Source organism: Seonamhaeicola aphaedonensis (genome assembly GCF_003386195.1).
GTDB classification, from domain to species: domain Bacteria; phylum Bacteroidota; class Bacteroidia; order Flavobacteriales; family Flavobacteriaceae; genus Seonamhaeicola; species Seonamhaeicola aphaedonensis.
Genome location: NZ_QRDX01000004.1, coordinates 186,531 through 210,892, shown reverse-complemented (window position 1 = coordinate 210,892; position 24,362 = coordinate 186,531). Strand labels below are relative to the sequence as shown.

Here is a 24,362-nt window from a genome sequence, read left to right as displayed (position 1 = left end):
ATGTGCGGCTTTTTAACGGAGTTTTCTTTTAATAATCATGCTGTTACAGATAGTACAGTATTTGAGCAGTTATTGCAACTATCGCAACACCGTGGACCAGATAACACCACCATAAATACCCAACAAAACTACCGCTTAGGGTTTAACCGTTTGGCTATACTGGATTTAAGTGCCCAAGGGAATCAACCTAAGTTTAGTCCCTCACAACGCTACCATGTGGTGTTTAATGGGGAGATCTATAATTACAAAGCCTTAAAAGACCAGTACCAACTTACCAACTTAAACTCAAGTTCTGATACCGAAGTGTTAATACACCTATTGGATATTTTAGGGGTTGAAGATACCCTAAAAGCCCTTAATGGGATGTTTGCTATGGTCATTATGGATACGGTCTCACAAACGCTATATTTAGCTCGGGATTTTGCGGGGATAAAGCCGTTGTTCTATGGGGTTTCTAAAAATGGCGTGGTAGCGGCTTCGCAGTTTAATCAAATATTTAAGCATCCTTGGTTTCAAAACAGTTTAGCCTTAAAACCTGAGGTAGTGAAAGCCTATTTTGGGTTTGGGTATATGCAGTCGCCTCATACCATTTTTAAGCAAATATTTCAGGTAAACCCAGGGGAGTATATTAAAATTGATAACAAACAACAGATAACAACCGTTAAATTTCAGGAGTTTTTTCAGGGCATAAAACCAAATATATCATTCGATATTGCTAATACAGAAACAGTTCTAAAAGAAGCGGTTTCCAGACAATTGGTGAGCGATGTACCCTTGGCCTCTTTTTTAAGTGGCGGTATTGATAGTCCGTTAATAACGGCGATGGCTAAAACACAAAAGGCAGATTTGGAAGCCTTTACCTTATCGGTTAATGATGACCAACTTGATGAGGGGAAACAGGCCGAAATATATGCCAAAGCATTGGGGATTAAACAGGAAATTCATAAGGTGAATGAAGGTGATTTACTAGAGGAAGTAAATAATCATTTTAAATATTTGGGAGAACCTTTTGGTGATTATTCCAGCATTCCTACCTATGTAATTACTAAAAAAGCAAAGCAAAGGCATACCGTGATGCTTTCGGGTGATGGGGGCGATGAACTCTTTTTTGGCTACCCCCGAATGTTGGATGTGGTTAAAAACAGACGTTGGTTTAACATACCGTTTTATATTAGAAAACCACTGATTCGTGTGGCCAATAAATTAAAGTTAAATAACACCTGGGGGCCCTTTCATTACAAAACCATAGGTGAGTGGGTGATGGGTAAGCATCGCTATATATTTAAGGAAGACCTGAATACTTTTTTTAAGGACGTTACCTTTTCAAAAGATATGGAAGCTTTGTATGGTTTTGAATGGGTTCGCTCTAAAAAAGGATTACTTGGTAGGCTTAGGTACAATGAGTTTTACGGACATTTACAAAGGGTGCTAATTAAAGTAGATAGGATGAGTATGGCGAACAGCTTAGAGGTGCGGGTACCGTTTTTGGATAAAGCTGTATTGGCAGAGGTTCATGATAAGTTACCCGTTACTTATAACAGTAAAGCCGACCTTAAAAAGCTCTTAAAGGATTTAATGCTAAATTATTATACTATAGATAGTATCAATCACCATAAAAAAGGCTTTGCCGTTCCTATGTATGACTGGTTGCATAATCAATTAAAGTCTGATGTAGAAACCATGGTGTTTAAAAAAACTTTTTATGGCAGTGATGTTATTAATGTAGAAGCGGTAAAAGCTTACGTGAAAAAGTTCTATAACAAAGAGCATGATGCCGCTTGGGGTATTTGGCATATTTATGCATGGCAGAAGTGGGCACAAGCAGAAGACTTAATTTAATATTTTTATTAAGCTCCTCCCTTTTGTTAAAGGGAGGTGGCTAAATGCAGTGAAGCATTTAGACGGAGGGTTAGATATTCAAATTCCTAAACGCTCTTGAGGTTACAATCAAACGCCCCTTTTTTATTTTTCACATGGCGCTCCTCCCTTAAACTTAAGGGAGGTGTCTGAATACTAAAAGTATTCAGACGGAGGGTTTGCAAATAAGAACAAAAATGATACCTGTCATTCAGACCCCGATGTATCGAGGGAAGAATCTCAAGAATATATTCAGAAAGTTTAGTTTTTTGATGTTTAATATCAAACTCCCCTTTCTTTCACTGCGTGAAATTCATTCCCCTCTTTATCTCAAGAGGGGAGCTTTTTGTTTTTACATGGCGCTCCTCCCTTAAGTTTAAGGGAGGTGGCTGAATACTAAAAGTATTCAGACGGAGGGTTTGCAAATGCTATATATAAATTTGATTATCAACTTAACCACAAACACCATGAAAAACTAGATTAATTTGATAATTGATTTATCTTTAACCTGATAAATAAATTGTAATCTTTGAAAATAGCCATCTACTCCGGATCCATACCAAGTACTACCTTTATAGAAAATTTAATCAAAGGTGTAGCTTCAGAGCATGAAGTGTTATTATTTGGTAAACAAACGGCTCACGTAAAGTATGACTCCCCCAACATAAAAATTTATGGCACCCCTAAAAATAAGTTCGCTAATGTAATAATGACCTTGTTTAGGGTTTTAAAGTTGATGGTATTATACCCTAAGCGGTTTGTACTACTTTGGAAAGAATTGAAGATATATGAAGGGGAGTATAAAAGGTGGAACATATTATCTCGATTGGTTCCGGTAATTTTAAATAAACCCGATGTGTTTCATATTCAGTGGGCCAAGGATATCAAACAATGGGTGTTTTTAAAAGATAAATTTGGTGTTAAACTTGTATTAAGTTTAAGAGGAGCCCATATAAACTATTCGCCTATAGCCGATGAGGAACTGGCAAATACGTATAAACAGTTATTTCCTAAAGTAGATAGGTTCCATGCCGTTTCACAAGCCATTGCTTTAGAAGCACAAAAATATCATGCTGATAAAGATAAAATAGAGCTCATTCATTCGCCAATAGCGAAACCAACTTTTGATGCGTTTAGAGTTTTTGAAAAAAATAACAGTGATGGTTTTCATATAGTATCAGTAGGGCGTTTTCATTGGAAAAAAGGTTATAAATATGCTATAGATGCGGTAAAACTTTTAAAGGAACAAGGTGTTCAAATACATTACACTATTATAGCTTCAAATGTGGTGTCGGAAGCCGTTTTATTTCAAATCCATCAACTTGGGCTTGAAAATGAGATTACTATTATGAAAGGGTTGCCTCAAGAAATATTATTTAAAAAAATGCAGAGTTTTGATGCGGTAATTTTACCAAGTTTGGAAGAAGGCATTGCCAATGTAGTATTAGAAGCTATGGCATTGGGAGTTCCGGTTATTTCAACAGATTGCGGGGGTATGGCAGAGGTGGTTATTCCCAATAAAACGGGTTGGTTGGTGCCAGTTAGAAACCCGGAAGCTTTGGTTCAGGCTGTTATTGAGCTAAGTCAAACATCAGAGTCAGAGTTACAGAATATTACAAAACAGGCGCATGAGTTTGTGAAGTTGCATTTTAATGCAGAAGATTCTATTAAACAGTTTTTGGAGTTGTATAGAGAAATTGTTAATTAGACTAATTTCGATTTTTTTTGTAGACAGATAAAATAAATAAGCTTCTCCCTTTTGTTAAAGGGAGGTGGCTAAATGCAGTAAAGCATTTAGACAGAGGGTTAGATATTCAAATTCCTAAACGCTCTTGAGGTTACAATCAAACGCCCCGTCCACACCTAGAGTGTGGCCACCCCGCTTTGCTCAAGAGGGGAGCTTTTTGTTTTTACATGGTGCTCCTCCCTTAAGTTTAAGGGAGGTGGCTGAATACTAAAAGTATTCAGACGGAGGGTTCTGATTTAAAATGTAAAACGATTTCCTGTAGCACAGAAGCTAAATTCTCAAAAACCATTTTGTTTTCAAACCGTATTACTTTATAGTTTAATGATTCTAAAAACGTCGTACGTTTTAAATCATATTCTTGCGCTATTGGGTTATTATGGACTTCACCATCCAATTCAATAATCAATCGTTCTGAAGCACAATAAAAATCTACAATATAATTATCAATACTATGCTGTTTTGTGAAACGTTTGCCATTTAGTTGTCGGGCTTTTAAATGTTTCCATAAAAAGGCTTCAGCAGGTGTTAGGTTTTTTCTAAGTTCTTTTCTTTTTTCTTGAAGTTCCTTTTTTGTATGGAGTTTTTGTTTTGGCATGTTATAAATTTAGAAAATATTTTCAAACACTCCGTCCACACCTAGAGTGTGGACGCCCCGCTTTGCTCAAGAGGGGAGCCAATAAATAAAAATATAGTATTAGGAACCTGAACTTAACACTGAAAATGTTGCTTTTTGTAACCATGTAAAATTGTATATTGCGTATGTATTACATGAAGACCATTACCACCCCGATAATTCCTGAAAAACAGACCTTTTTTAAGGTAAATGCACCTCACGAACTGGATTTAAAAGCCATTTGCGTTTTTGCGGCCATTGGTTTTTTTTTAGATGAAGACACCTATTACCATGATACCAAAGTATTACGCCCTGGAACCAAATACACCTTAGATGAAAATGATAAGGTGGTAAATTCTAACACATATTTTAATTGGTATTATGAGCCTAGAAATATTAGTTTTGAACAGGCACTAGACGAATTCTCTACACTTTTTGAAGCTATAATTCAAGAACAAACAGCAGGTAAAAAAGTTATTTTACCATTATCAGGAGGTTTAGATAGCAGAACCCAAGCTGTAGCTCTAAAGAAAATGGGAGCCCAAGTGTTTTCATATAGTTATGAATTTGAAAATGGTTATCCCGAGACCAAAATAGCCGAAAAAATAGCAAAAAGCTGTGGATTTGAATTTCAGAAGTACAAGATAAAAAAAGGCTATTTATGGGAGGTGATTGATGATTTGGTAGAAATAAATGGCTGTTATTCAGACTTTACAAGTCCGAGACAAATGGCTATCCGGAATGAATTTGCAAAAATGGGAGCTGTTTTTTCATTAGGCCATTGGGGGGATGTCTTATTTGATGCCATGAACCTACCGGAATTATCACATGAACACCAGGTAGATGTTCTAATGTCTAAATTATTAAAACGAGGTGGTTTGGAATTTGCAGAATCTTTATGGCAAGTTTGGGAACTGGAGGGGCACTTTAAAGATTACTTAAGGAATAGGGTAACTGATTTATTGAATACCATAGATATTGACGATACGAATGCCCGATTAAGAGCTTTTAAATCAAAATACTGGGCACCACGATGGACCTCAGTTAATCTAGCGGTGTTTAATAATCAAAAACCCATGAGCTTACCGTATTATGATAATAGGATATGTGAATTTATTTGTACAGTTCCTGAGTCTTATTTAAAGGACAGGCAATTACAGATTGAGTATATGAAGAGAAGCGCACCTGAATTGGCGAAAATTGAATGGCAGGTTCACAGACCATTTAATTTATATAATTATCATTTGAATAAGCCACCTTACAATTTACCCTATCGCATGGTTAATAAATTAAAGCGTGAGATAAAGGCTTTATTAGGAAATCCTTATGTGCAGCGTAACTGGGAATTACAGTTTTTAGGAAAAGACAACGCGTTCTTTTTAAAACAATATATTTTGGAATCGGGTCTTGATACATGGATATCTAAGACCTTTTTAAATGCTCAATTAAGTGCTTTTCTAAAAGGTGATGCTTTAAAATATGCTCACACTATTAATATGTTATTAACGTTGTCTTTGTTTAATAAAAAACAGCGGCATGCCTAAACGTATTAAAATATTATTTACCATTCCTAATTTTGATACAGCTGGTAGCGGTAAGGTGGTTTATGATTTGGTAAAGGGCCTTAATAAAGATTTGTTCGATCCCGAGATATGCTGTTTTCACAATCGGGGCGGTTTTTACAAACACATTGAAGCTTTGGGGGTTAAAATACATGTGTTTCCTTTTGCAGTTCCATACAAGCCCTATTGGTCCTTACCCTTCAGGATCTTGAAAATAGCTCGATTTTTTAAACGGCACCAATTTGACCTTATACACTCTTGGCATTGGAGCTCTGATGTTACAGAACCCTTAGCAGCCAAAATAGCCGGCATTCCTTTTGTTTATTCAAAAAAGGCCATGGGATGGGGTAACAAAGCATGGCTATGGCGTTCTAAATTGAGTAATAGAATTATAGCCATTAATAAGGATATGATATCTCAGTTTTTTAATAGACTAGAACCTAAGGTAGCTTATATACCACTTGGTATAGATACGAACCATTTTAAACCTCAGAAACCAGATAAGTCTTTGGCAAATACTTTAGGAATTAGGGATTCTAATTTTGTAGTTGTTACAGTCGCTAATTTGGTACCTGTAAAAGGGATTGAGGTTTTAATTGAAAGCATTACACAAATAAATGACTTCTCTGTTAAGCTATTAATTGTTGGGGATTATGGAAATGATTATGGGTTAAGACTTAAAAGCAAATATGAAAGTGAGGCTATCAGGTTTATTGGCAAACAAAATGATGTGCGTCCTTATTTGGCTTTGGCGGATGTTTTTGTTATTCCAACAAAAGATGAGGGGCGTAAAGAAGGTTTGCCTATTGCCCCCATTGAGGCAATGGCTAGTGGTAAAATTGTTGTTGGTTCAAGAGTTTCTGGTGTTAAAGATGTTTTGAGCGTGTTTGAGAATCATTTAGTGACGCCATCTAATGTAGCAGCACTATCTTTAAAATTAAAAGAACTGAAAGCTTTGACAGAAAAGGAGCGAGAGACCCTAGGTTTACAAATGCGAAGCCTTGTATTAGATAAATACAATCTAAATGAATGCATTAATAAGCATGAGGTTTTATATAAATTGATATTAGGATGCGAATAGGCATAGTGCTTTCTGAAACCCCCAGTTATTCTGAAACCTTTTTTACATCTAAAATAAAGGGGCTACAGAAGCATGGTTTTAAAGTAACGCTATTTGTGCAGCATAAAAAAGATGACTTCAATTTGTGTGAGGTAAGAGTGGCTCCAAAAGTGTATAAACGTAACTTAATATTGCTATTAGGAAGTGGTTTAATAGTATTTTTTAGGGGTTTCCTAAAATATAATCGATTTTTAAAGTTTATTGAGTTGGAAAGGGAATATGGTCGCTCTAAAAAACAAATGTTAAAAAACCTTTATAATAATAGTCATTTACTAACAGCCGATTTAGATTGGATACATTTTGGTTTTGCTACCATAGCCATACAAAGTGAGCATGTAGCTAAGGTCATTGGTGCTAAAATGGCAGTTAGTTTTAGGGGATTTGATTTGGATGTTTACCCTCTAAAGTATACAGGGTGTTATGAATTACTATGGAATCAAGTGGATAAGGTGCATAGTATCTCTAATTATCTACTCAATACAGCTTATAATATTGGGCTTCCAAAATCGGTTTCGTACCAGATTATTACACCAGCTATTTGTGTTCCAGAGCATTTTAAAAAGCAAGATTCCGAAAAAACTTCTGCTTTCAAAATAGTTACAGTAGCTAGATTGCATTGGATGAAAGGGCTGCAGGACACGCTAGAGGCTTTGGCTATGCTTAAATCTAAACAAATAGCCTTTAAGTATATTATTATTGGTTCTGGTATACAATATGAAAACTTAAAGTATGCTATTTTTCAATTAGGTATAGAAGATTATGTAATATTGGAAGGCCAAAAGACACACGAAGAAACTATGGCAGTACTTGAAGATTCAGACATGTATATTCAATACAGTCATTCCGAAGGATTTTGTAATGCAGTATTGGAAGCTCAAGGCAGAGGTCTGTTATGTATAACTTCAGATGGAGGCGGATTACAGGAGAATATTATTCATGGTAAAACAGGATGGATGGTGCCTAAACGACAACCAAAATTATTAGCAGAAACGATAATAAATGTCATGAACTTACCTGTTGAAGAAAAACGTAGGATGAGGGCTAACGCCATAAATCATGTAAATAGTAATTTTGATGTAAAAAATCAAGCTGAACAATTTGTAACGTTTTATAGTGAACACACTGATTAAAATATACAATGCTGTTCCCTTTTCTGTGAAGCAGTTTATGCGTAAATCAATGCTATTAAAGCGCTTGTTTGAAAGTGTAAATTTTAAGTTGTTAAGAGCAGAAATTAATCGTAATTATCAGCAATATGTTGTTAAGTTCAGCTTTATTGCACCAATAAAAGAGGCTTCAAAAGCTCAAAAACAAGGCGTAGAAACTACCTTGTTAAATAATTCTATCAAGCTTTGTAATTTGCATAAAACAGACAGACAAGACTTGACGGTACTTGATATTGGAGCTAACTTTGGATTTTTAAGTTTGGTTTGGGCTCAAACTATTTGTAAGGAAAACGGAAGGGTTGTTGCCTTTGAACCCAATCGTTATGTGTTTGAGTCGTTTGCAAAGTCCATAGTTAAGAATAATTTGGGAACTACTATCATGTTGGAACATTCAGCGGTAGGATTTGAGAACAAAATGGTTAAACTTTTTTTAAATAATACCACTTCCAATGTTTTAATGTCTGAAGTCGCAATAGATTCAGTGAGTAGCCCAATGGTTACTATTGATACCTATATGGACACGAATAACATGAATAGATGTGATCTTATTAAAATTGACGTAGATGGTATTGAACTGGATATTTTAAAAGGGAGCATTAAAACCATAGAAGCTTTCAAACCTATATTTATCGTGGAAACCAATAATAACTTAGAAATAATTAATTTCTTTAAAGAGAAGAACTATAAGGTGTTGGATATGGCTTTAAAGGTATATGTTAGTGGATCTGTGTTACCCCCAAACATTTTTTGTGTTCCAAATTAGAATAATTTGATAAAAATTGTAACCTGTTGAGCATTTTGAAACAAACAAAATTAATGTCAGTTCGAGTGATTTTCTGTCAGACTAAGCATTACCAAGAACAAATTATATTTTATGCGGAGGTAGCAAATAAAGTTTGTCGAAGTGTAACCTAATATGATAAAAACCCAAAATAGATGAATTATGTTTGCTGTTCGGTTATTTTAAATGACAACATTTTTTTTGAATGTCAATAATTAGTCATAAAAGTTCATTGTCAACCTGAACTGTCACACTGAGCGCAGTCGAAGTGTTGTTTCAGGTTCTCAATATAAAACATCAATATTTACAGTCGTTTTAAGATGCTGAAACGAGTTCAGTATGACATCTCAACATTATGATACAAACGGACAATCAGACTTTTTTAAGTAATATAACAAACAAGAGTTAATAATTATTTATGTTATTTCAGTTTTTAAAATATTTGCAGCCCACTCATTATTTTACGGTTTTAAAAAATAATGGAACCTCTATATTTCCTGATGTCAATAGTCTATCGGAGGATGTTTTAAAAGCGGTTACGTTTGACAATAGGTATACCAATGACCTAGCAAAACAATATGATGCGTCGTGGCAACTCATTCATAAAGGCTATATAGGACATGCTAAAACTATAGAAACCATTGAAACTTTGCCTCTAATGGATGAGTACCGATTTATTAGAAAATATTTTAATCCAACATGGGTGTTTTATGTTTTGGTGATTCGGGTGCTTAGTTTTTATAACCCTTTTAAAGAGTTTAAGTCTTGGTACAGCACCAAACATATCAAACGTGTGCCAATTTTAAAAACTCCCATGAAATACAAAGATTGGGAGTATAACAAGGCGCCACTTATTGAAGAAAAACCCATGGTTAGTGTCATTATTCCAACCCTTAACAGGTATGCGTATTTAAAGGATGTGCTTAAGGATCTGGAGGTGCAAGATTATAATAATTTTGAAGTACTTGTGGTAGATCAGTCCCAACCGTTTCAAGAAAGGTTTTATAAAGACTTTCATCTTAACTTAAAAGTACAGCAACAACGGGAAACTGCCTTATGGCAAGCCCGTAATTGGGCCATAAAACATAGCAAGGGAGACTATTTACTTTTTTTTGATGATGATAGTCGGGTAGCACCGGATTGGATACAAAAGCATTTAAAGTGCTTGGATTTTTTTAATGCGGATGTATCTTCGGGTGTTTCCATTTCCAAAGTAGGGGATAAGGTACCGGAACATTATTCGTTTTTTAGGCTTAGTGATCAGTTGGATACCGGTAATGTGATGATCAAGAAGGCGGTTTTTAAGGAAACAGGGTTGTTCGACCGGCAGTTTGAAAAACAACGCATGGGCGATGGCGAGTTTGGGATGCGGGCTTATCTTAATGGTTTTAAAAATATCTCCAATCCCCAAGCCAAACGCTTACATTTAAAGGTGGGTACAGGAGGCCTAAGAACTATGGGGAGTTGGGATGCTTTTAGAACAAATCATGTATTTCAACCAAAACCCATACCCAGTGTACTCTATTTTTTTAGAAGCTATTTTGGAAATACCAGAGCCCGATTAGCGTTGTTACGATTGGTGCCTATTTCTATAATGCCCTACCGATTTAAGAAAAATAAAGGGATGTTGATACTGGGGGTGTTTGTTTGTATATTGATACTACCATTGGTTGTATTTCAGGTGTGTAAATCCTGGAGATTATCGAGTATTAAAATAAAACAAGGCCCTTTAATAGATACGTTGGATGCACTCTAACAAAGAACAGATCCTTATAGTTACGTCTGAATTTCCACCTCAACCCGGTGGTATAGGGAATCATGCCCATCATTTGGCGTTGCACTTGCACTTGAATGGTTATAAAGTCACTGTTATAAGCGATTGTAGGTCGAAAACAGGATTGGAAGAGGCAGCTTTTGATGACAATCTTGCTTTTCAGGTGGTTCGTATTCCTGTTACGAATCCGCGTTTATTTATGTATGTAAAGCGTTTGTGGTTTTTATGGCAGCAAGCCAAACAACATGAGGTTATCATTGCTTCAGGGAAGTTTTCCCTGTGGAGCGTTGGACTGTTGTGGTTGTTTGAAAGTAAGAAGTGTTTGGCGGTTATACATGGCACGGAGGTTAATTTAAAAAATGCTTTTTTTAATTGGGTTACCTCTGAATCGCTAAAGCGGTTTGACAGGGTTATTGCTGTTTCGAACTTTACAAAACAATTAGTGTCAAATCTTCTTTTAAAGCATATGACGGTTATTCCGAATGGAATTGATACAGCAAAATGGCTTGATTTGTCGGCCATAGAAAGTATGCCTTTAAAAGGCGCTCCCAAACTTATTACGGTGGGGCGTGTTTCAGAACGAAAGGGTCAGTGGCAAGTAATCCGCCATTTGCCCAGATTATTGACGCAGTATCCAGAATTACATTATCATTGTTTGGGCTTGGCTAACGATTTGGATGCTTGTTTACAAGACGTTCAAAAACTGGGTGTTGAAGACCATGTGACTTTTCATGGTGCCGTGTCCCATGATCGATTAAAAGCTCTGCTTAAGGCCTCAGATATTTTTGTGATGCTCAGTTCTGAATCTAAAACAGGGGATGTGGAAGGGTTTGGTATTGCCATCTTGGAAGCTAATACTTTAGGTATTCCCGCCATAGGTGCTACAGGTAGTGGTATTGAAGATGCGATACTTGATGGAAAGTCGGGTATACTTATTAGAGGGAATGATACCAGTACTTTTTTGAGTGCTATAGAAACCATTTTGAATCATAAAGCTGAGTTTTCAAAACAAGCATCTATTTGGGCAGATAAACATCGATGGGAGGAGATTATAAAGCGATACGTGGACGTTATTGAGGAGGATTATTAGGGAAAAGATTCTTATGCTTGTACCTCGTTCAGAATAACAGCGCAGGGTAAACAAACCGTCATTGTGAGGAACGCAGTGACGTAGCAATCTTTTCTTTTAAAAACTAATCAAAATAAAATAGCCATCCATCAGACATGTCTATCCAGTTTGGATTTTCTTTCTCAATCAAGTAAATCTTTTTATAACGTTTATAGTTTTTAATCTGTTTTTCTCTTTCAATAGCACTATTAATGGAGTCAAAAGCTTCAAAATAGACTAATTTTTCGCAGTTGTATTTGGCCGCAAAACCTTTAAAAGTTTTGGACTTATGTTGATACATACGTTTTGTCAAATTACTTGTAACTCCAGTATACAAAACAGTATTGTTTTATTCGTGATAATGTAAACGTATGATTGTTCCATAAATAAAATTTAGACGAGTTTTTAAAAAGATTCTTACGCTCGTGCCTCACTCAGAATGACGGCGCAGGGTAAACATACCGTCATTGTGAGAAACGAAGTGAATTAACAATCTTTTGTTTAATGGCACAAGTTAAATAAGATTGGTCAATTCATTCAACAGATTCTTACGTTCGTACCTCACTCAGAATGATGGCTCAAAGCAAATATACGTCATTGTGAAGAGTCCCGATAGATATCGGGATGACGTAACAATTTCTTTACTTTAAAAGCAAACTATTTAATAGCTCCTCCCTATCTAAGCCCTATCTAAGCCCAGTCTAGTTGCTGTTAAAGGCATGTCAAAATATTAATGCTAATGTTGGAGAATTGTTATATAATGATAGCCTGTCCTTAACAGAATAGAAAGGTTTTGAATGAACATGGTTTTTGTCATGCCGAACTTGTTTCAGTATCTTCTTAATTTCCAATACTTTTATTAAGAGGCTTTTTTAAGGTTTTAAAAGAGATTCTTCACTTTGCTGTGCTCGTTCTGAATGAACATGGTTTTTGTCATGCTGAACTTGTTTCAGCATCTTCTTAATTTCAGTATATTTATTTAAGCAAATTTACTTACATGCCAAAACGAGCTTATCACAACTATTGGGTCTATATAATTACCAATAAACCAAAAGGTGTTTTGTACATTGGTGTAACAGGAGGGATTGATGATAGAATGGAAAGGCATGTTGAGGCTAAAGGAAGTTCTTTTTTCAAGTAAATATAAATTAAAAATGCTTGTGTATTATGAAGAGTTTCAATTTATTGATGATGCCATAAAACGGGAAAAGCAATTGAAGAATTGGCATAGACAATGGAAAATCAACTTAATTGAAAGTATAAACCCTAATTGGGATAATCTATGGATACCATTAGACCCTGAAACGAGTTCAGGGTGACAATCAATATAAGTATCGATATTTTCACCTCACTCACATGTCGTGCTCAACATGTTTCAGCATCTTCTTAATTTCCTATTCACTATACTCTGAATGACATGCAACTGAATGATAAATACTAAAAACACTTTTTAAGTTAAAATAAAAATAGCACCTTTGTTTAGCAATGAAACTGGCCATAATATCTCATACCGAGCATTATATTTCTAAGGATAACCAACTTGTGGGATGGGGTGCTACGGTAAGTGAAATAAACCATTTGTTGGACATTTTTGACGAAGTATATCATATAGCTATGTTATATGATACGGATGCGCCTGCTAGTGCCTTGCCTTATGTGTCTGAAAAGATTCATTTTATTCCCATACCATCGGTGGGTGGTAAAGGTGTTTATAATAAATTGAAAATCATTTGGCAATCTCCTAAAACTATAAGGGTAGTTTCTAAAACCTTAGAAGAGGTAGATTGTTTTCAACTAAGAACGCCAACAGGGATCGGTGTGTTTTTGATTCCTTATTTGAGTTTATTTGTAAAAAAAACAGGTTGGTTTAAATATGCCGGTAATTGGAATCAAAAACAACCACCATTAGGTTATAGATTACAACGTTGGATGCTTAAATGTCAAAAAAGAACCGTGACCATGAATGGGTATTGGGAGCATCAACCTAAACAGCATTTGAGTTTTGAAAACCCTTGTTTAACCGAGGTTGATATTGCTTTAGGAAGACAAATTAGACAAAAGAAGTTTTTGGGAGATAAAATTTCCTTCTGTTTTGTGGGGCGCTTAGAGCGGGAGAAAGGGGTGGAAACCATTTTAAAAACCTTTGATGGCATGAATGCCAATTTGGTGTCACGTATTGGGACCATTCATTTTGTGGGCACAGGGGAAGAATTAGCATATTTTAAAGCTTTGGCTAACAAAAGTGAATGTGATATTGTTTTTCATGGAGCCTTACCTCGAGCAAAAGTGTATGATATTTATAAACAATCGGATGTGTTTTTATTGCCAACAAAGGCTTCGGAGGGGTTTCCCAAAGTGATAGCCGAAGCCATGAATTTTGGCTGTATTCCTATTGTGTCGAATATTTCGGCTATTGGACATTATATTAAACAGGATGACCATGGGTTTTTGCTTCATGAGGTAAGCCAAGACGCACTAATGGCAATGATTGATAAGATGTTTAACCTTTCTGAAGAAAATTACAGGAAGATGCTAGAAAGCTTTGATGCTGTGGTTGAAAAATTCACCTTTTCTCATTATAATAGCAGAATAAATCTGGATATTTTAAAATTGTAATAGATTGAGTCCTAGAGTTAGAAAACCATCTACTGATTATTATATACCTCAAGTAATATTTCATATACTATTAGGAGGAGTTTTGTATTTCCTAGAGCCATTTTCTAAGCTGTATTTTTTACTAGTGATGGGCTATTTTATTATTCGAATTGTTTTAGAACCATCACACAAAAAAACACAAGCCGTGTTTTTGGGTTGCGCTTATTTTACTGGAGCAGAGGTGCTTTTTAGAATGACCGATGGAGGGATTGCTTATGAAGCCTCCAAATATCTAGTAATCTTATTCATGGTATTGGGGATGTTTTTTAAAGGCTTAAGCGGAAAAGGATACCCATATTTTATATACTTGATTTTATTAATACCTTCTATTTTAGTAGCTTCTGGAACCTTAAGCTATTTTGTAAACTTTAGAACCAATATAGCATTTGTATTGAGTGGACCTGTATGTTTGGGAATAGCCGCTTTGTTTTGTTATGATAGGAAAGTGACTAATAAACAATTATTGGACATTATCATGTATTTGTCGCTTCCAGCTATTTCAATGACCACCTACTTGTTTTTATACAACCCCAGTGTTAAAGATAAATTATCTGGTGCTGTTTCTAACGCGGCATTATCAGGGGGATTTGGACCCAATCAGGTGTCAACTGCCTTAGGATTAGGGATGTTCGCCATTGTGGTGCGTTTGTTTATGAAATCGCCTACCTTATTTTTAAAAGTCCTGAACGTTGCTATTTTAGGAGCTATGACCTTTAGAGCTATTGTAACTTTTAGTAGGGGTGGGGTTTTTGCTGCCATTATTGTGATAGGCGCTTTTTTATATACACTTTTTTATCATGCGTCAAACCGAATGAAAAATCAAATTATTGTTTCTTTTGTTTTGTTAGTACTAACCAGTGGCATATCATGGGTGGTGAGTTCCAACCAAACGAGAGGACTTATAGATAGGCGATATGCCAATGAAACTTCAGCAGGTATAAAAAAGAAAGATATCACTACCGGACGATTAGACTTGTTTATTGAAGAAATTGATGGGTTTTTGAGTAGTCCTTTTTTAGGCATAGGAGCAAGCCGCGTTAAGGATAAGCGCGTAGAAGCTTATGGAACAGAGTTGCCGTCTCATAATGAGATAGGACGCTTATTATCAGAACATGGGGTTTTAGGCATTGTTATTATTTTAATACTTATTTTTAAACCTATTGGATTTAGAACCGGCAATAAACGAAATTATTACTTTTATGCCTTTTTAGCCTTTTGGTTTGCTACCATTAATCATTCGGGTATGCGGATTGCTGCGCCATCATTATTGTATGCTTTTGCCTTGTTAAATGTAGTGCCAGAACGAGTCTATTTAAAATCCCTTACTAAGAAAAAGAAGGCAGTGAAAGCTTTAGAAGACCCTGTAATTGCTACCTGATCTAACCTCTATTGTATTTTAAAACAAACAAACGAGATTAATGTCAGTTCGAGTGATTTTCTGTAAGACTGAGCATTACCAAGGACAAAATATATTTTGTACGAAGGTAGCAAACTAAGTTTGTCGAAGTCAAGAAAATCGTATCGAGAACTTTTTTTCTTACAAAATTTTAATTCTCGATACCTGCCAGCAGGCAAATTTCACTCATTTCAATCGTTAAATTTACTCTAATAGACAGAATTTGATCAAAATTAGCAAGGAGTTAATTTATTAGTTTGTAACGCGTTATTAGATTATGATTTAATTAAGAAGCCTACAGAATGGCTAACGTTTAAAAATATTTTCCTACATTTATAACATATCCCGTTGTTCCAAATGCTTAAAATAGGAAAGAAAATAACTTGGTTAATCAAAAGGCATCCCTATTTATATTACACCAGGTTCAAGTTATTATCTAAAGATGCTTCTCAGGAAGACATCAAGGCACAGACCTACAACCTTATTAATAAAAAGCAGTTTATTCCTAAGAGTTTTCATATTGTTAATTCTATTATCTTGAAAGAGAAGTCGCATTTAAATACCTTTGAGAAAGTTTTGGAAATAGCTGAATGGTTACGTCTTAACATTAAAGGAGGATCTGGACTGAGTCTGTCTTCAGAAAAAGCTTTGCAAAAAATGTTAGCGGGCGAAGGTGGTGTTTGTAGTGACATTTCCCAAGTATTTAATAATTTTTGTGTAGTTAATGATATTGAAGTACGAGAATGGGGAATTACCTCATTACCATTTAGTGCGGATTTTGGTGGACATGCTTTTAACGAATTTTATTCTAAAGAGTTTGATAAATGGATATTGATAGATGTGTCTAAAACCATTCTATTCTATGCCAAAGGATCTAATATTCCGTTGTCTGTTATGGAATTGTTTGAGTATAACAAGTCGGGACGGGATGTAATCTACACATCTTTTTTAGCATCTAATGCTGTGGATGATTCTCTTATATCTCATTACTTTTTGAATGATGCACGGGCACCCTTTTTAATATGTAATTACCATAATAAGACTTATGATGCTTATTTGGATAGGTATCAGACGTTTTTACCCATTTTTGTCATTCACTTTTGGTTGTTCCTCATCAAGAAAAGCTACTTCTATATTTTTCCAGTAAATAATATTCGGAAGGAATTAGTATATCAAACGTAACATCATTTTTGAATATTAATTCTTGTATTTTTACCAAGTGAAATCCATACTATACATTGGAAACAAGTTAAAAAAGCATAATAAAAATGCTTCTGGTATTGAGGTCTTAGGGGCTTTGCTTGAAAAAGCATCTTATACAGTGTATTATGCCTCTTCAAAAAAAAACAAGTTACTTCGTGTTTTGGATATGCTATGGGCATGTTTTGCTTACAGACATATAGCAAACTATGTCATTATTGATACCTATAGTACTCAAAACTTTTATTTTGCCTATGCCGTATCACAGTGCTGCAGGCTATTACAATTAAAGTACATCCCAATTTTACATGGTGGTAATTTAGCTAAACGTTTAAAGCGCAATCCTAAACTAAGTCAATCAATATTTTTAAAGGCCTACATAAGTATAGCACCATCTGAATATATGATGGAACAATTTAAAAGTTATGGCTATCATAATATTGTTAGTATTCCTAATACCATAGAAATAAAACATTATAAGTTTGAAGCAAGACCCTTTAAATCTATTAATTTACTTTGGGTACGATCCTTTTCTAAAATATATAACCCACAATTGGCGGTTGAGGTATTAAAAGCTTTAACAGATGAAGGTATAAAGGCCTCGCTTTGTATGGTGGGTCCCGATAATGATGGTTCTTTGAAAACTCTCAAGAATTTAGCAGATAAATATAACTTAGATGTCAGGTTTACAGGTAAATTATCAAAGGAAGCATGGATTACTCTATCAAAAGAATATAATGTATTCATAAATACTACTAATTTTGACAATATGCCAGTAAGTGTTATTGAAGCCATGGCTTTGGGGTTACCTGTTGTTTCAACCAATGTTGGCGGGATACCTTATTTGATAGAACATAATAAAGAGGGTATTTTAGTGCCTCCTCATAATCCTCAAGCCTTTGTAAGTGCCATTAAAACTATAATAGATGATGATATGCTTAGAAATAATATTATTAACAATGCCCGCAAAAAAGTAGAACAATTCGATTGGGATCATGTTAAAACGCTTTGGCATAATGTTTTAAATTAAAGGGAGTTCGATATCATCTTAATTTATTATCTAATTAAAGGTTGCAGTTACTTTAGTTTCTATAAACTTTTTTCAATCGATTTGTCATTCCTGCAAAGGCAGGAATCCATGGATAAAACTGGATTCCGCATCAAGTGCGGAATGACAATTGAGCGTTGAAAAAGAATTTTATTCTTTTGTTTAAAACTATGGATTTCAAATCCATAGTGGTTTATTTAATTAAATATAAACAAATTAACATCTGTTGTCAGGTTGAGCGCCGTCGAAACCTGATTGAAATAGTGTTATTTAGACACCTTCCGACGTGTTTCACAAAGTGCTTTCGTTGAAAATATATTTTCACTTAGCAATGCTCAAGGTAACAAAGTGCCTGTTTTATTTCACTTTTGGCTATTTTTTATGAATTTTATGTTGAACTCACGTTAAATTAAGTAAGGGATTATAAAATTATACTTTATATTAGTGGTTGCTATTAATCGTTGTCCTCATGCCTCGTCTAAATATTCATTTTAATATTTCAGAACGGAAACTTCTACTTAGAATTTTTGACCTTCTACTTGTGTTGCTGTTGCTTCACTTAGTAGGTACCGGGTTTCATTTTGACTATTTTACTGTAAGTAAAGAAAATTGGTCTTGGGTTTTTGTGTTGGTGTTATATATCTCGGTGTTTGGAACCATATTTGAAATGTATGATTTGCAAAAATCCAGTAAGTTAGAAAGTGTTTGGACTACCATTGTTCTTACTACATCAACTACAGTACTTTTTTATTTACTAACACCTTTTTTTACACCGTTTTTACCAGAAAATCGATTACAGATTTTTTTCTTTTTTGCCTCTATATTAGTGGCTTTATTGGTTTGGCGTTTTGCTTATATAAAGCTTATAGTTTCGCCGCGTTTTAATAGAAAGGTTTTATTGGTAGGTGAAACTTCAAACATTAAAGCCATCTTAGATACTTTTAAAACGGCTGATCCTAATTATCAAATTATTGGTTTTATAAACTGTGAGAAAAGTAGAGGAGATAAAGTTAAGTTTTTGGGGTTAACCGAATACTCCCCAAAAGAAATTTATCAAGTTATCAAAGATGAAAATATCTTTGAAATTGTGGTAGCGAGTTACAACTCTGAAAATATTACTCCCGAAATTTATACAGATTTGATTACCCTTTTAGAGGGAGGCTTTCCTATAAAGGAATATACACAGGTTTATGAAGATTTAACCAAAAGAGTTCCTGTTCAGTTTGTTGGTAAAGATTTCTATAAATACTTCCCTTTTAGTAGAAGCAATCAAAATAAAATGTACTTGTTCTTCCATCGTTTTTTTGATGTAATTATTGCTGTTTTGGGACTTATAATAGGTGTTTTACTTTTACCATTAATCGTTATAGGTAATATTATAGCTAACAGAGGGGTGTTATTTTACACGCAAGAACGTATTGGTAAAAATGGTCGTCTTTTTAGGATCATTAAGTTTAGGACCATGATAAAACATGCAGAGCCCAATGGAGCGACTTGGTCAAAAAAGGGGGATTCTAGGATTACTTTTTTTGGAAAGTTTTTAAGAAATACAAGATTGGATGAGATACCTCAATTTTTAAACATACTTAAAGGGGATATGAGCTTAATTGGTCCCAGACCAGAGCGTCCGTATTTTGTTAGAGAGCTCTCACAAGTATTACCTTTTTATGAAACACGTCACATTGTAAAACCGGGTTTGACCGGATGGGCGCAGGTGAATACAAGATATGGTTCCTCGGTAGATGATAGCTTACTTAAACTTCAGTATGATTTGTACTATATTAAACATAGAAGTTTTTTCTTAGATATCAATATTCTTATAAAAACGTTTAGTACGGTAATTTTCTTCAGAGGACAGTAACTAAATTGGCTATTGGCTATTGGCTATTGGCTATTGGCTATCGGAATAATGTTTTAACAAAAATAAATATCGAATTCCCAAAGCAATTAACAAAGGAATTAAAGCAATAGCAAACACCTGAACCCCGATAATCCAATGTAATGTCATGAGACAAAGCATAATGATTAAAAACTTCACGTATTTAGTAAACCACTTTTGGGGAGTCTTTTTTGAAAGTTGTCCAATCATTAAAATATTTAAAGCAAAAGCCCATAGTAGATTGTAATTATGATGGGTGCCTGTGTGGTCGGTTGCAAACCAAAGGAATAAAATAAGTATTCCAATGATTCCGGTAAAACTAAATAAGAACACGTCTAACCAAATGGTTCTCTTATTTTTTTTGAAGTCTTTATAGGTAAGGAATAATATGAAAAAAGAGATGATTCCTAAAATACACAACGGACTTTTGAAAAAGGAGTTTGAGGTTTTAATAGGTCTTTTAGTAAAAATGACGTTGTTTTTCTTTACCAATCTAGAACGATCGTTTTTTGTGGCAACTTCAAAGAATTTGTAAATGTTTTCAGGTAAAAACATGTGTTCTTCAGGGGTTGCTTCTCTGTCAATAACCGAACCTAAAGCCACATCAATACCAAGGCTTCCCCAGGTATTTTTGTCAACATTATCATAAATTAGGTTTCTAAACGTTTTGGTTTCAAAACCCTCAGGACTGTTAAATGCAATAGGGGTGTCTGTGGCTATTTTAACGACGTCTTTAATTTTGGTAGCGCAATTGTCAAAAAAGAATTCGTATAAATAGGCTCTATTTTCAGGTTTATAATTGGTTATTAGATAATCATAAAGTTTTTGTTTTTCGCTTTGCGATAGATTTAAAACCTGCTCTTTTATTGTTCTATTAAAATATATATATATCTGATAAAACCTACTAAAACTATCTTTACCCATAAGATAGTTTAGTTTTCCTTGGGCGAATTTTAAATAGAAATTAGGCGCATCAAAATCGTACTCGCCATAGCCATAAACTACATCCAATCCATAATTTGGATCTTTTATTCTGAAGGCACTATGACCAAAAGCATCATTAAGAGATGTGCCAGGTCCAACGGTTAATACACTAATCTCTGAGGTGTTTGACAATGTTAATTGTTGTCCGTATACGAATGATGACAGCGTTAATAAAAAGAGTAGTAATTTTTTTGTCATTACCTAAAAATACTAAAATCTAGTTTTAATGAAAATACGTTGGAATAGAGTGCCACACTTTGGTCGCCAATGTCTGTAAAGGCGTAATCTATTTGAATACCATTGTATTTAAAACCAACCCCAAAACTTGGTTGAAAGGTTAATTGCTCTGTGTTGTCTATTTGTAGTTCATTTTGAAAATTACCCATACCAGCGCGTAAATAAACCATGTCTACATATCCAAACTCAAAACCTAAGGCCGGATTTATACTGGCAAAAGATGTTGAAATAATATCGTTATTTTCTTCAAAACGCACATTTAAATTGGCTGCGGCTAGAAGTGTGTAATCATAATTAAAGTTTAATAATTTTGAAACACCTATTTGTAATTTAGGGATGGTAATTTCGGTGCTTTCGGGGAGTTCCTGGTTTTGACCTTCAACGGCATCCCTGATTTTTTCAAATTCACCTTCATCAATGGCCCAAGCATTAAAGGTTGTGGTAATGTCGCGCGCCATGATACCAAACTTCCAACTGTTGTTAGTCTCAAATTGAATGCCGGCATCTAAACCAAACCCCCAAGCCGATGCAAAATCTCCAATAATTCTGCGGATTACTTTAGCGTTAACCCCATAATTTAAGCCTTGAACAGGTAATTTTCGGGCATAAGAAAAGGTGAGCCCGTAATCAGCAGTAGAGAAGAGGCTAATTCTATCGTAATTGATATTGCCTTGTTCATCAATGAGTTGAGTAGTATTTAAAATATCATCAACCGCAAATCTAATTAATGAAATGCCAATAGCACTTTGGTTATCTAAAGGCATGGCGTAAGCCGCATAATCGTAATTGGCAATGTTGGCAAAATAACTGGAGTGCATAAGCGCTAACTGGTTGTCTTTTAAAGCCAAAAGTCCGGCGGGATTCCAGTACCCAGAATTTACATCAGCAGTATGTGATGTTACGGCACTACTCATACCTAAAGCAGCTGCATCAACACCTATATTCATGAACTCATTAGAATATTTTCTAGTGGTTTGACTGAATAACGAAACCGATAGTAAACAAAGTAAAATGCTTATGTAAACTCGCAAATGCAATTTTTTTACAAATATAAATCTATAAACTGTAAAATATAACAGATATTGTTTAATAGTTGTATATGATTAGAATTGTTTGTTATTTTGGATTCCCGCCTATGCGGCAATGACAGTTGTAATGGAATCCCGGTATGGACGCCGGGGTGTTCTTTTTAATTAATTCTATATGAAGCGATATATTCCTAATGCTCTAACATTATTAAACTTGTTGTGTGGAAGTATTGCGGTTATTTTTGCTGTAAACGATAACTTTGTTTCGGCGGCTTTTTTTGTATTTCTAGGCATCTTTTTCGATTTTTTTGATGGTTTTGCTGCTAGAAAACTAAATATTCAAAGTGAGATAGGACTGCAATTAGATTCATTAGCCGATGTTGTGACCAGTGGGTTAGTACCAGGGATTATCATGTATAAATTGTTTCAATTAGTTGAAATAGAATTGGGAAGCTGGGATAATTCACAGATATTATTTGGCGTAACCCCTTTAGCTTGTATAGGGTTGTCAATCACTTTAGCCTCAGCCTACCGTTTGGCAAAATTTAATGTAGATACCGAACAGCAAAACTTTTTTAAAGGCTTGCCTACGCCTGCCAATACCTTATTGATTGTATCGTTACCGTTAATACTGGAATTTCAAAATAATGATACCATCAATGCAATGATTTTAAACAAATGGTTTTTAATTGGGGTAACCATCTTAAGTTGTTGGTTACTAAATTCTGGTATCAAGCTGTTCGCTTTAAAGTTTAAAACTTGGGGTTTTAAACCCAATGCTACTAGGTATATTTTTATTATCCTTTGTGTGGTGTTATTAATTGTGCTTCAGTTTGCAGCTATTCCCTTAATCATTTTACTTTATATAATCATGTCGGTTCTTGACAATATGACTTCAAAATAAAAATATGGCTTCTGGTTTTTTTGCATTATTAGATGATGTTGCAGCACTCATGGATGATGTTGTTGTAATGAGTAAAATTTCAACAAAAAAAACGGCTGGTATTTTAGGTGATGATTTGGCGGTAAATGCAGAAAAAGCAACAGGTTTTGTGGCTTCTAGAGAGTTGCCTGTACTTTGGGCTATAACAAAGGGATCTGCTCTTAATAAAATCATCATATTGCCTGTTGCCTTTTTATTAAGTGCCTTTTTACCCATTGCAATCACTATTGCCCTAGTGCTAGGTGGTATCTATTTAGCTTATGAAGGCGCTGAGAAAATATATGAGTATTTTTTTCATAAAAAACAGAAAGTTGAACCCAAAGAGGATATTATTAATGAATACAATTTAACTAAAGAGGAACTACTTCTTTCAGAAAAAAAGAAAATTAAGTCGGCTATTTTTACTGATTTCATTTTATCTGTTGAAATAGTAATAATAGCGTTAGGTACTGTTTTACAAGAACCTCTTTTAAATCAAATATTAGTAGTAACCATCGTATGTATTATAGCTACGGTAGGGGTTTATGGTATTGTAGCCTTATTGGTAAGAATGGATGATTTTGGATACAAGCTGGTTAAAATAGGAAATGGCAAAGGCTTTTTGCATTCTGTTGGAAATTTTTTAATTAGAGCCTTACCTTTAATTATTAAAAGTTTGGCAGTTATAGGTACTATTGCATTGCTATTGGTTGCTGGTGGTGTTTTTGTGCATCATATTGAATTTGTACACCATTTAGTTGAAAATATAAATTTACCTTCCTTCTTAATTGAATTTAGTGTAGGACTGGTGGTGGGTATTATGGCTGTAATTTTAATGCAAATAATTAAGCCAATTTTTAAAAGAGGTAAAACTAAAAAATAGAAAATTCTATTCTCTAATCTTCTTTTTATATAGCTCAAAATTTAGCTGTCATTCCTGCGAAGGCAGGAATCCACATTTTACTCAATGAAATGTATAAAACAATCCATCAATATTATCTCTATATTCTAACAAATAAAAAGAATGGAACATTATACATTGGTGTAACAAATGATTTAGAAAGAAGAATGTTTGAACATAAAAACAAGCTATTTGAAGGTTTCTCTAAAAAATATAGTTTAAATAAATTGGTGTATTTTGAAACGTATCAATATGTGAATGATGCTATTAAGCGTGAAAAAAATATGAAAAAGTGGAAACGACAATGGAAAATAACCCTAAATGGGATGATTTATCAAAAGATTGGAGTTTTTTGTCAGAATGATTAATGGATTCCTGCCTTCG

General features: G+C 34.5%; 22 protein-coding genes. 18 read left to right on the top strand and 4 right to left on the bottom strand.

Annotated features, from left to right (window positions below):
* Both asnB and DFQ02_RS08565 read left to right on the top strand, forming a co-directional pair.
* Positions 1-1,839, top strand: a complete 1,839-nt coding sequence (asnB, locus tag DFQ02_RS08570; protein ID WP_116524010.1) for an asparagine synthase (glutamine-hydrolyzing) — start codon at positions 1-3, stop codon at positions 1,837-1,839.
* A gap of 547 nt (positions 1,840-2,386) precedes the next feature.
* Entirely contained in the window at positions 2,387-3,565 is a 1,179-nt protein-coding gene (locus DFQ02_RS08565) for a glycosyltransferase family 4 protein (protein ID WP_116524009.1), read from the top strand.
* A 256-nt stretch (positions 3,566-3,821) separates the two neighbouring features.
* Here DFQ02_RS08565 and DFQ02_RS08560 read toward each other — a convergent pair whose 3' ends face one another.
* Positions 3,822-4,199 (bottom strand): endonuclease domain-containing protein, encoded by a 378-nt coding sequence (locus DFQ02_RS08560; RefSeq protein WP_116524008.1) that lies wholly within the window; start codon positions 4,197-4,199, stop codon positions 3,822-3,824.
* Positions 4,200-4,363: 164 nt separating this feature from the next.
* Here DFQ02_RS08560 and DFQ02_RS08555 point away from each other — a divergent pair, with 164 nt between their 5' ends.
* From DFQ02_RS08555 to DFQ02_RS08530, 6 genes are all read left to right on the top strand, one after another.
* Entirely contained in the window at positions 4,364-5,761 is a 1,398-nt protein-coding gene (locus DFQ02_RS08555; RefSeq protein ID WP_245940236.1) for an asparagine synthase-related protein, read from the top strand.
* The gene (locus tag DFQ02_RS08550; RefSeq protein ID WP_116524006.1) at positions 5,754-6,860 is read left to right on the top strand and encodes a glycosyltransferase family 4 protein; all 1,107 of its coding nucleotides are present in this window, start codon (positions 5,754-5,756) and stop codon (positions 6,858-6,860) included. The genes DFQ02_RS08555 and DFQ02_RS08550 overlap by 8 nt, the downstream gene beginning before the upstream one ends.
* Positions 6,851-8,029, top strand: coding sequence for a glycosyltransferase family 4 protein (locus DFQ02_RS08545; protein WP_116524005.1), 1,179 nt, complete (start codon positions 6,851-6,853; stop codon positions 8,027-8,029). Before DFQ02_RS08550 ends, DFQ02_RS08545 begins: the two co-directional genes overlap by 10 nt.
* Positions 8,013-8,828 carry an FkbM family methyltransferase gene (locus tag DFQ02_RS08540; RefSeq protein ID WP_116524004.1) on the top strand — a complete coding sequence of 272 codons (816 nt, stop codon included), beginning with the start codon at positions 8,013-8,015 and terminating at the stop codon, positions 8,826-8,828. The genes DFQ02_RS08545 and DFQ02_RS08540 overlap by 17 nt, the downstream gene beginning before the upstream one ends.
* A 436-nt stretch (positions 8,829-9,264) precedes the next feature.
* On the top strand, positions 9,265-10,602 hold the full coding sequence (locus DFQ02_RS08535; RefSeq protein ID WP_116524003.1) for a glycosyltransferase family 2 protein: 1,338 nt from the start codon (positions 9,265-9,267) through the stop codon (positions 10,600-10,602).
* Entirely contained in the window at positions 10,592-11,710 is a 1,119-nt protein-coding gene (locus DFQ02_RS08530; RefSeq protein WP_116524002.1) for a glycosyltransferase family 4 protein, read from the top strand. The genes DFQ02_RS08535 and DFQ02_RS08530 overlap by 11 nt, the downstream gene beginning before the upstream one ends.
* Positions 11,711-11,813: 103 nt before the next feature.
* Here the strand turns inward: DFQ02_RS08530 and DFQ02_RS08525 are convergent, their stop codons facing one another.
* Positions 11,814-12,029: a GIY-YIG nuclease family protein gene (locus DFQ02_RS08525; protein WP_317124694.1), complete on the bottom strand. Its 216-nt coding sequence runs from the start codon at positions 12,027-12,029 to the stop codon at positions 11,814-11,816.
* Between the two features lie 696 nt (positions 12,030-12,725).
* Between DFQ02_RS08525 and DFQ02_RS15430 the strand changes: the two genes are divergently transcribed.
* The 7 genes from DFQ02_RS15430 (at position 12,726) to DFQ02_RS08495 (ending at position 19,888) form a co-directional block, all read left to right on the top strand.
* Positions 12,726-12,869 carry a GIY-YIG nuclease family protein gene (locus tag DFQ02_RS15430; RefSeq protein ID WP_317124693.1) on the top strand — a complete coding sequence of 48 codons (144 nt, stop codon included), beginning with the start codon at positions 12,726-12,728 and terminating at the stop codon, positions 12,867-12,869.
* A 13-nt stretch (positions 12,870-12,882) separates the two neighbouring features.
* On the top strand, positions 12,883-13,047 hold the full coding sequence (locus DFQ02_RS15425; RefSeq protein WP_317124692.1) for a GIY-YIG nuclease family protein: 165 nt from the start codon (positions 12,883-12,885) through the stop codon (positions 13,045-13,047).
* Positions 13,048-13,213: 166 nt separating this feature from the next.
* A complete protein-coding gene (locus DFQ02_RS08515; protein WP_116524001.1) occupies positions 13,214-14,344 on the top strand; it encodes a glycosyltransferase in 1,131 nt (376 codons plus the stop codon).
* Between the two features lie 4 nt (positions 14,345-14,348).
* Positions 14,349-15,761, top strand: a complete 1,413-nt coding sequence (locus DFQ02_RS08510; protein WP_245940235.1) for an O-antigen ligase family protein — start codon at positions 14,349-14,351, stop codon at positions 15,759-15,761.
* Between the two features lie 375 nt (positions 15,762-16,136).
* Complete coding sequence (locus DFQ02_RS08505) at positions 16,137-16,961, top strand: transglutaminase-like domain-containing protein (protein ID WP_116523999.1); 825 nt, start codon at positions 16,137-16,139, stop codon at positions 16,959-16,961.
* Positions 16,962-16,998: 37 nt separating this feature from the next.
* Entirely contained in the window at positions 16,999-18,009 is a 1,011-nt protein-coding gene (locus DFQ02_RS08500) for a glycosyltransferase family 4 protein (RefSeq protein WP_116523998.1), read from the top strand.
* Positions 18,010-18,496: 487 nt separating this feature from the next.
* Entirely contained in the window at positions 18,497-19,888 is a 1,392-nt protein-coding gene (locus DFQ02_RS08495) for an exopolysaccharide biosynthesis polyprenyl glycosylphosphotransferase (protein ID WP_116523997.1), read from the top strand.
* A 30-nt stretch (positions 19,889-19,918) separates the two neighbouring features.
* Here DFQ02_RS08495 and DFQ02_RS08490 read toward each other — a convergent pair whose 3' ends face one another.
* Together DFQ02_RS08490 and DFQ02_RS08485 are read right to left on the bottom strand one after the other, a co-directional pair.
* Positions 19,919-21,088, bottom strand: coding sequence for a lipoprotein N-acyltransferase Lnb domain-containing protein (locus DFQ02_RS08490; protein WP_116523996.1), 1,170 nt, complete (start codon positions 21,086-21,088; stop codon positions 19,919-19,921).
* Positions 21,088-22,158, bottom strand: coding sequence for a putative type IX sorting system protein PorV2 (locus tag DFQ02_RS08485; protein WP_116524142.1), 1,071 nt, complete (start codon positions 22,156-22,158; stop codon positions 21,088-21,090). Before DFQ02_RS08485 ends, DFQ02_RS08490 begins: the two co-directional genes overlap by 1 nt.
* Before the next feature lie 172 nt (positions 22,159-22,330).
* On the opposite strand from DFQ02_RS08485, the gene DFQ02_RS08480 reads away from it, so the two are divergent.
* The 3 genes from DFQ02_RS08480 (at position 22,331) to DFQ02_RS08470 (ending at position 24,346) form a co-directional block, all read left to right on the top strand.
* Positions 22,331-23,059 carry a CDP-alcohol phosphatidyltransferase family protein gene (locus tag DFQ02_RS08480; RefSeq protein WP_116523995.1) on the top strand — a complete coding sequence of 243 codons (729 nt, stop codon included), beginning with the start codon at positions 22,331-22,333 and terminating at the stop codon, positions 23,057-23,059.
* A gap of 4 nt (positions 23,060-23,063) precedes the next feature.
* A complete protein-coding gene (locus DFQ02_RS08475; RefSeq protein ID WP_116523994.1) occupies positions 23,064-23,960 on the top strand; it encodes a DUF808 domain-containing protein in 897 nt (298 codons plus the stop codon).
* Positions 23,961-24,049: 89 nt separating this feature from the next.
* Positions 24,050-24,346, top strand: a complete 297-nt coding sequence (locus DFQ02_RS08470) for a GIY-YIG nuclease family protein (RefSeq protein ID WP_220340248.1) — start codon at positions 24,050-24,052, stop codon at positions 24,344-24,346.
* Positions 24,347-24,362: the final 16 nt, after the last annotated feature.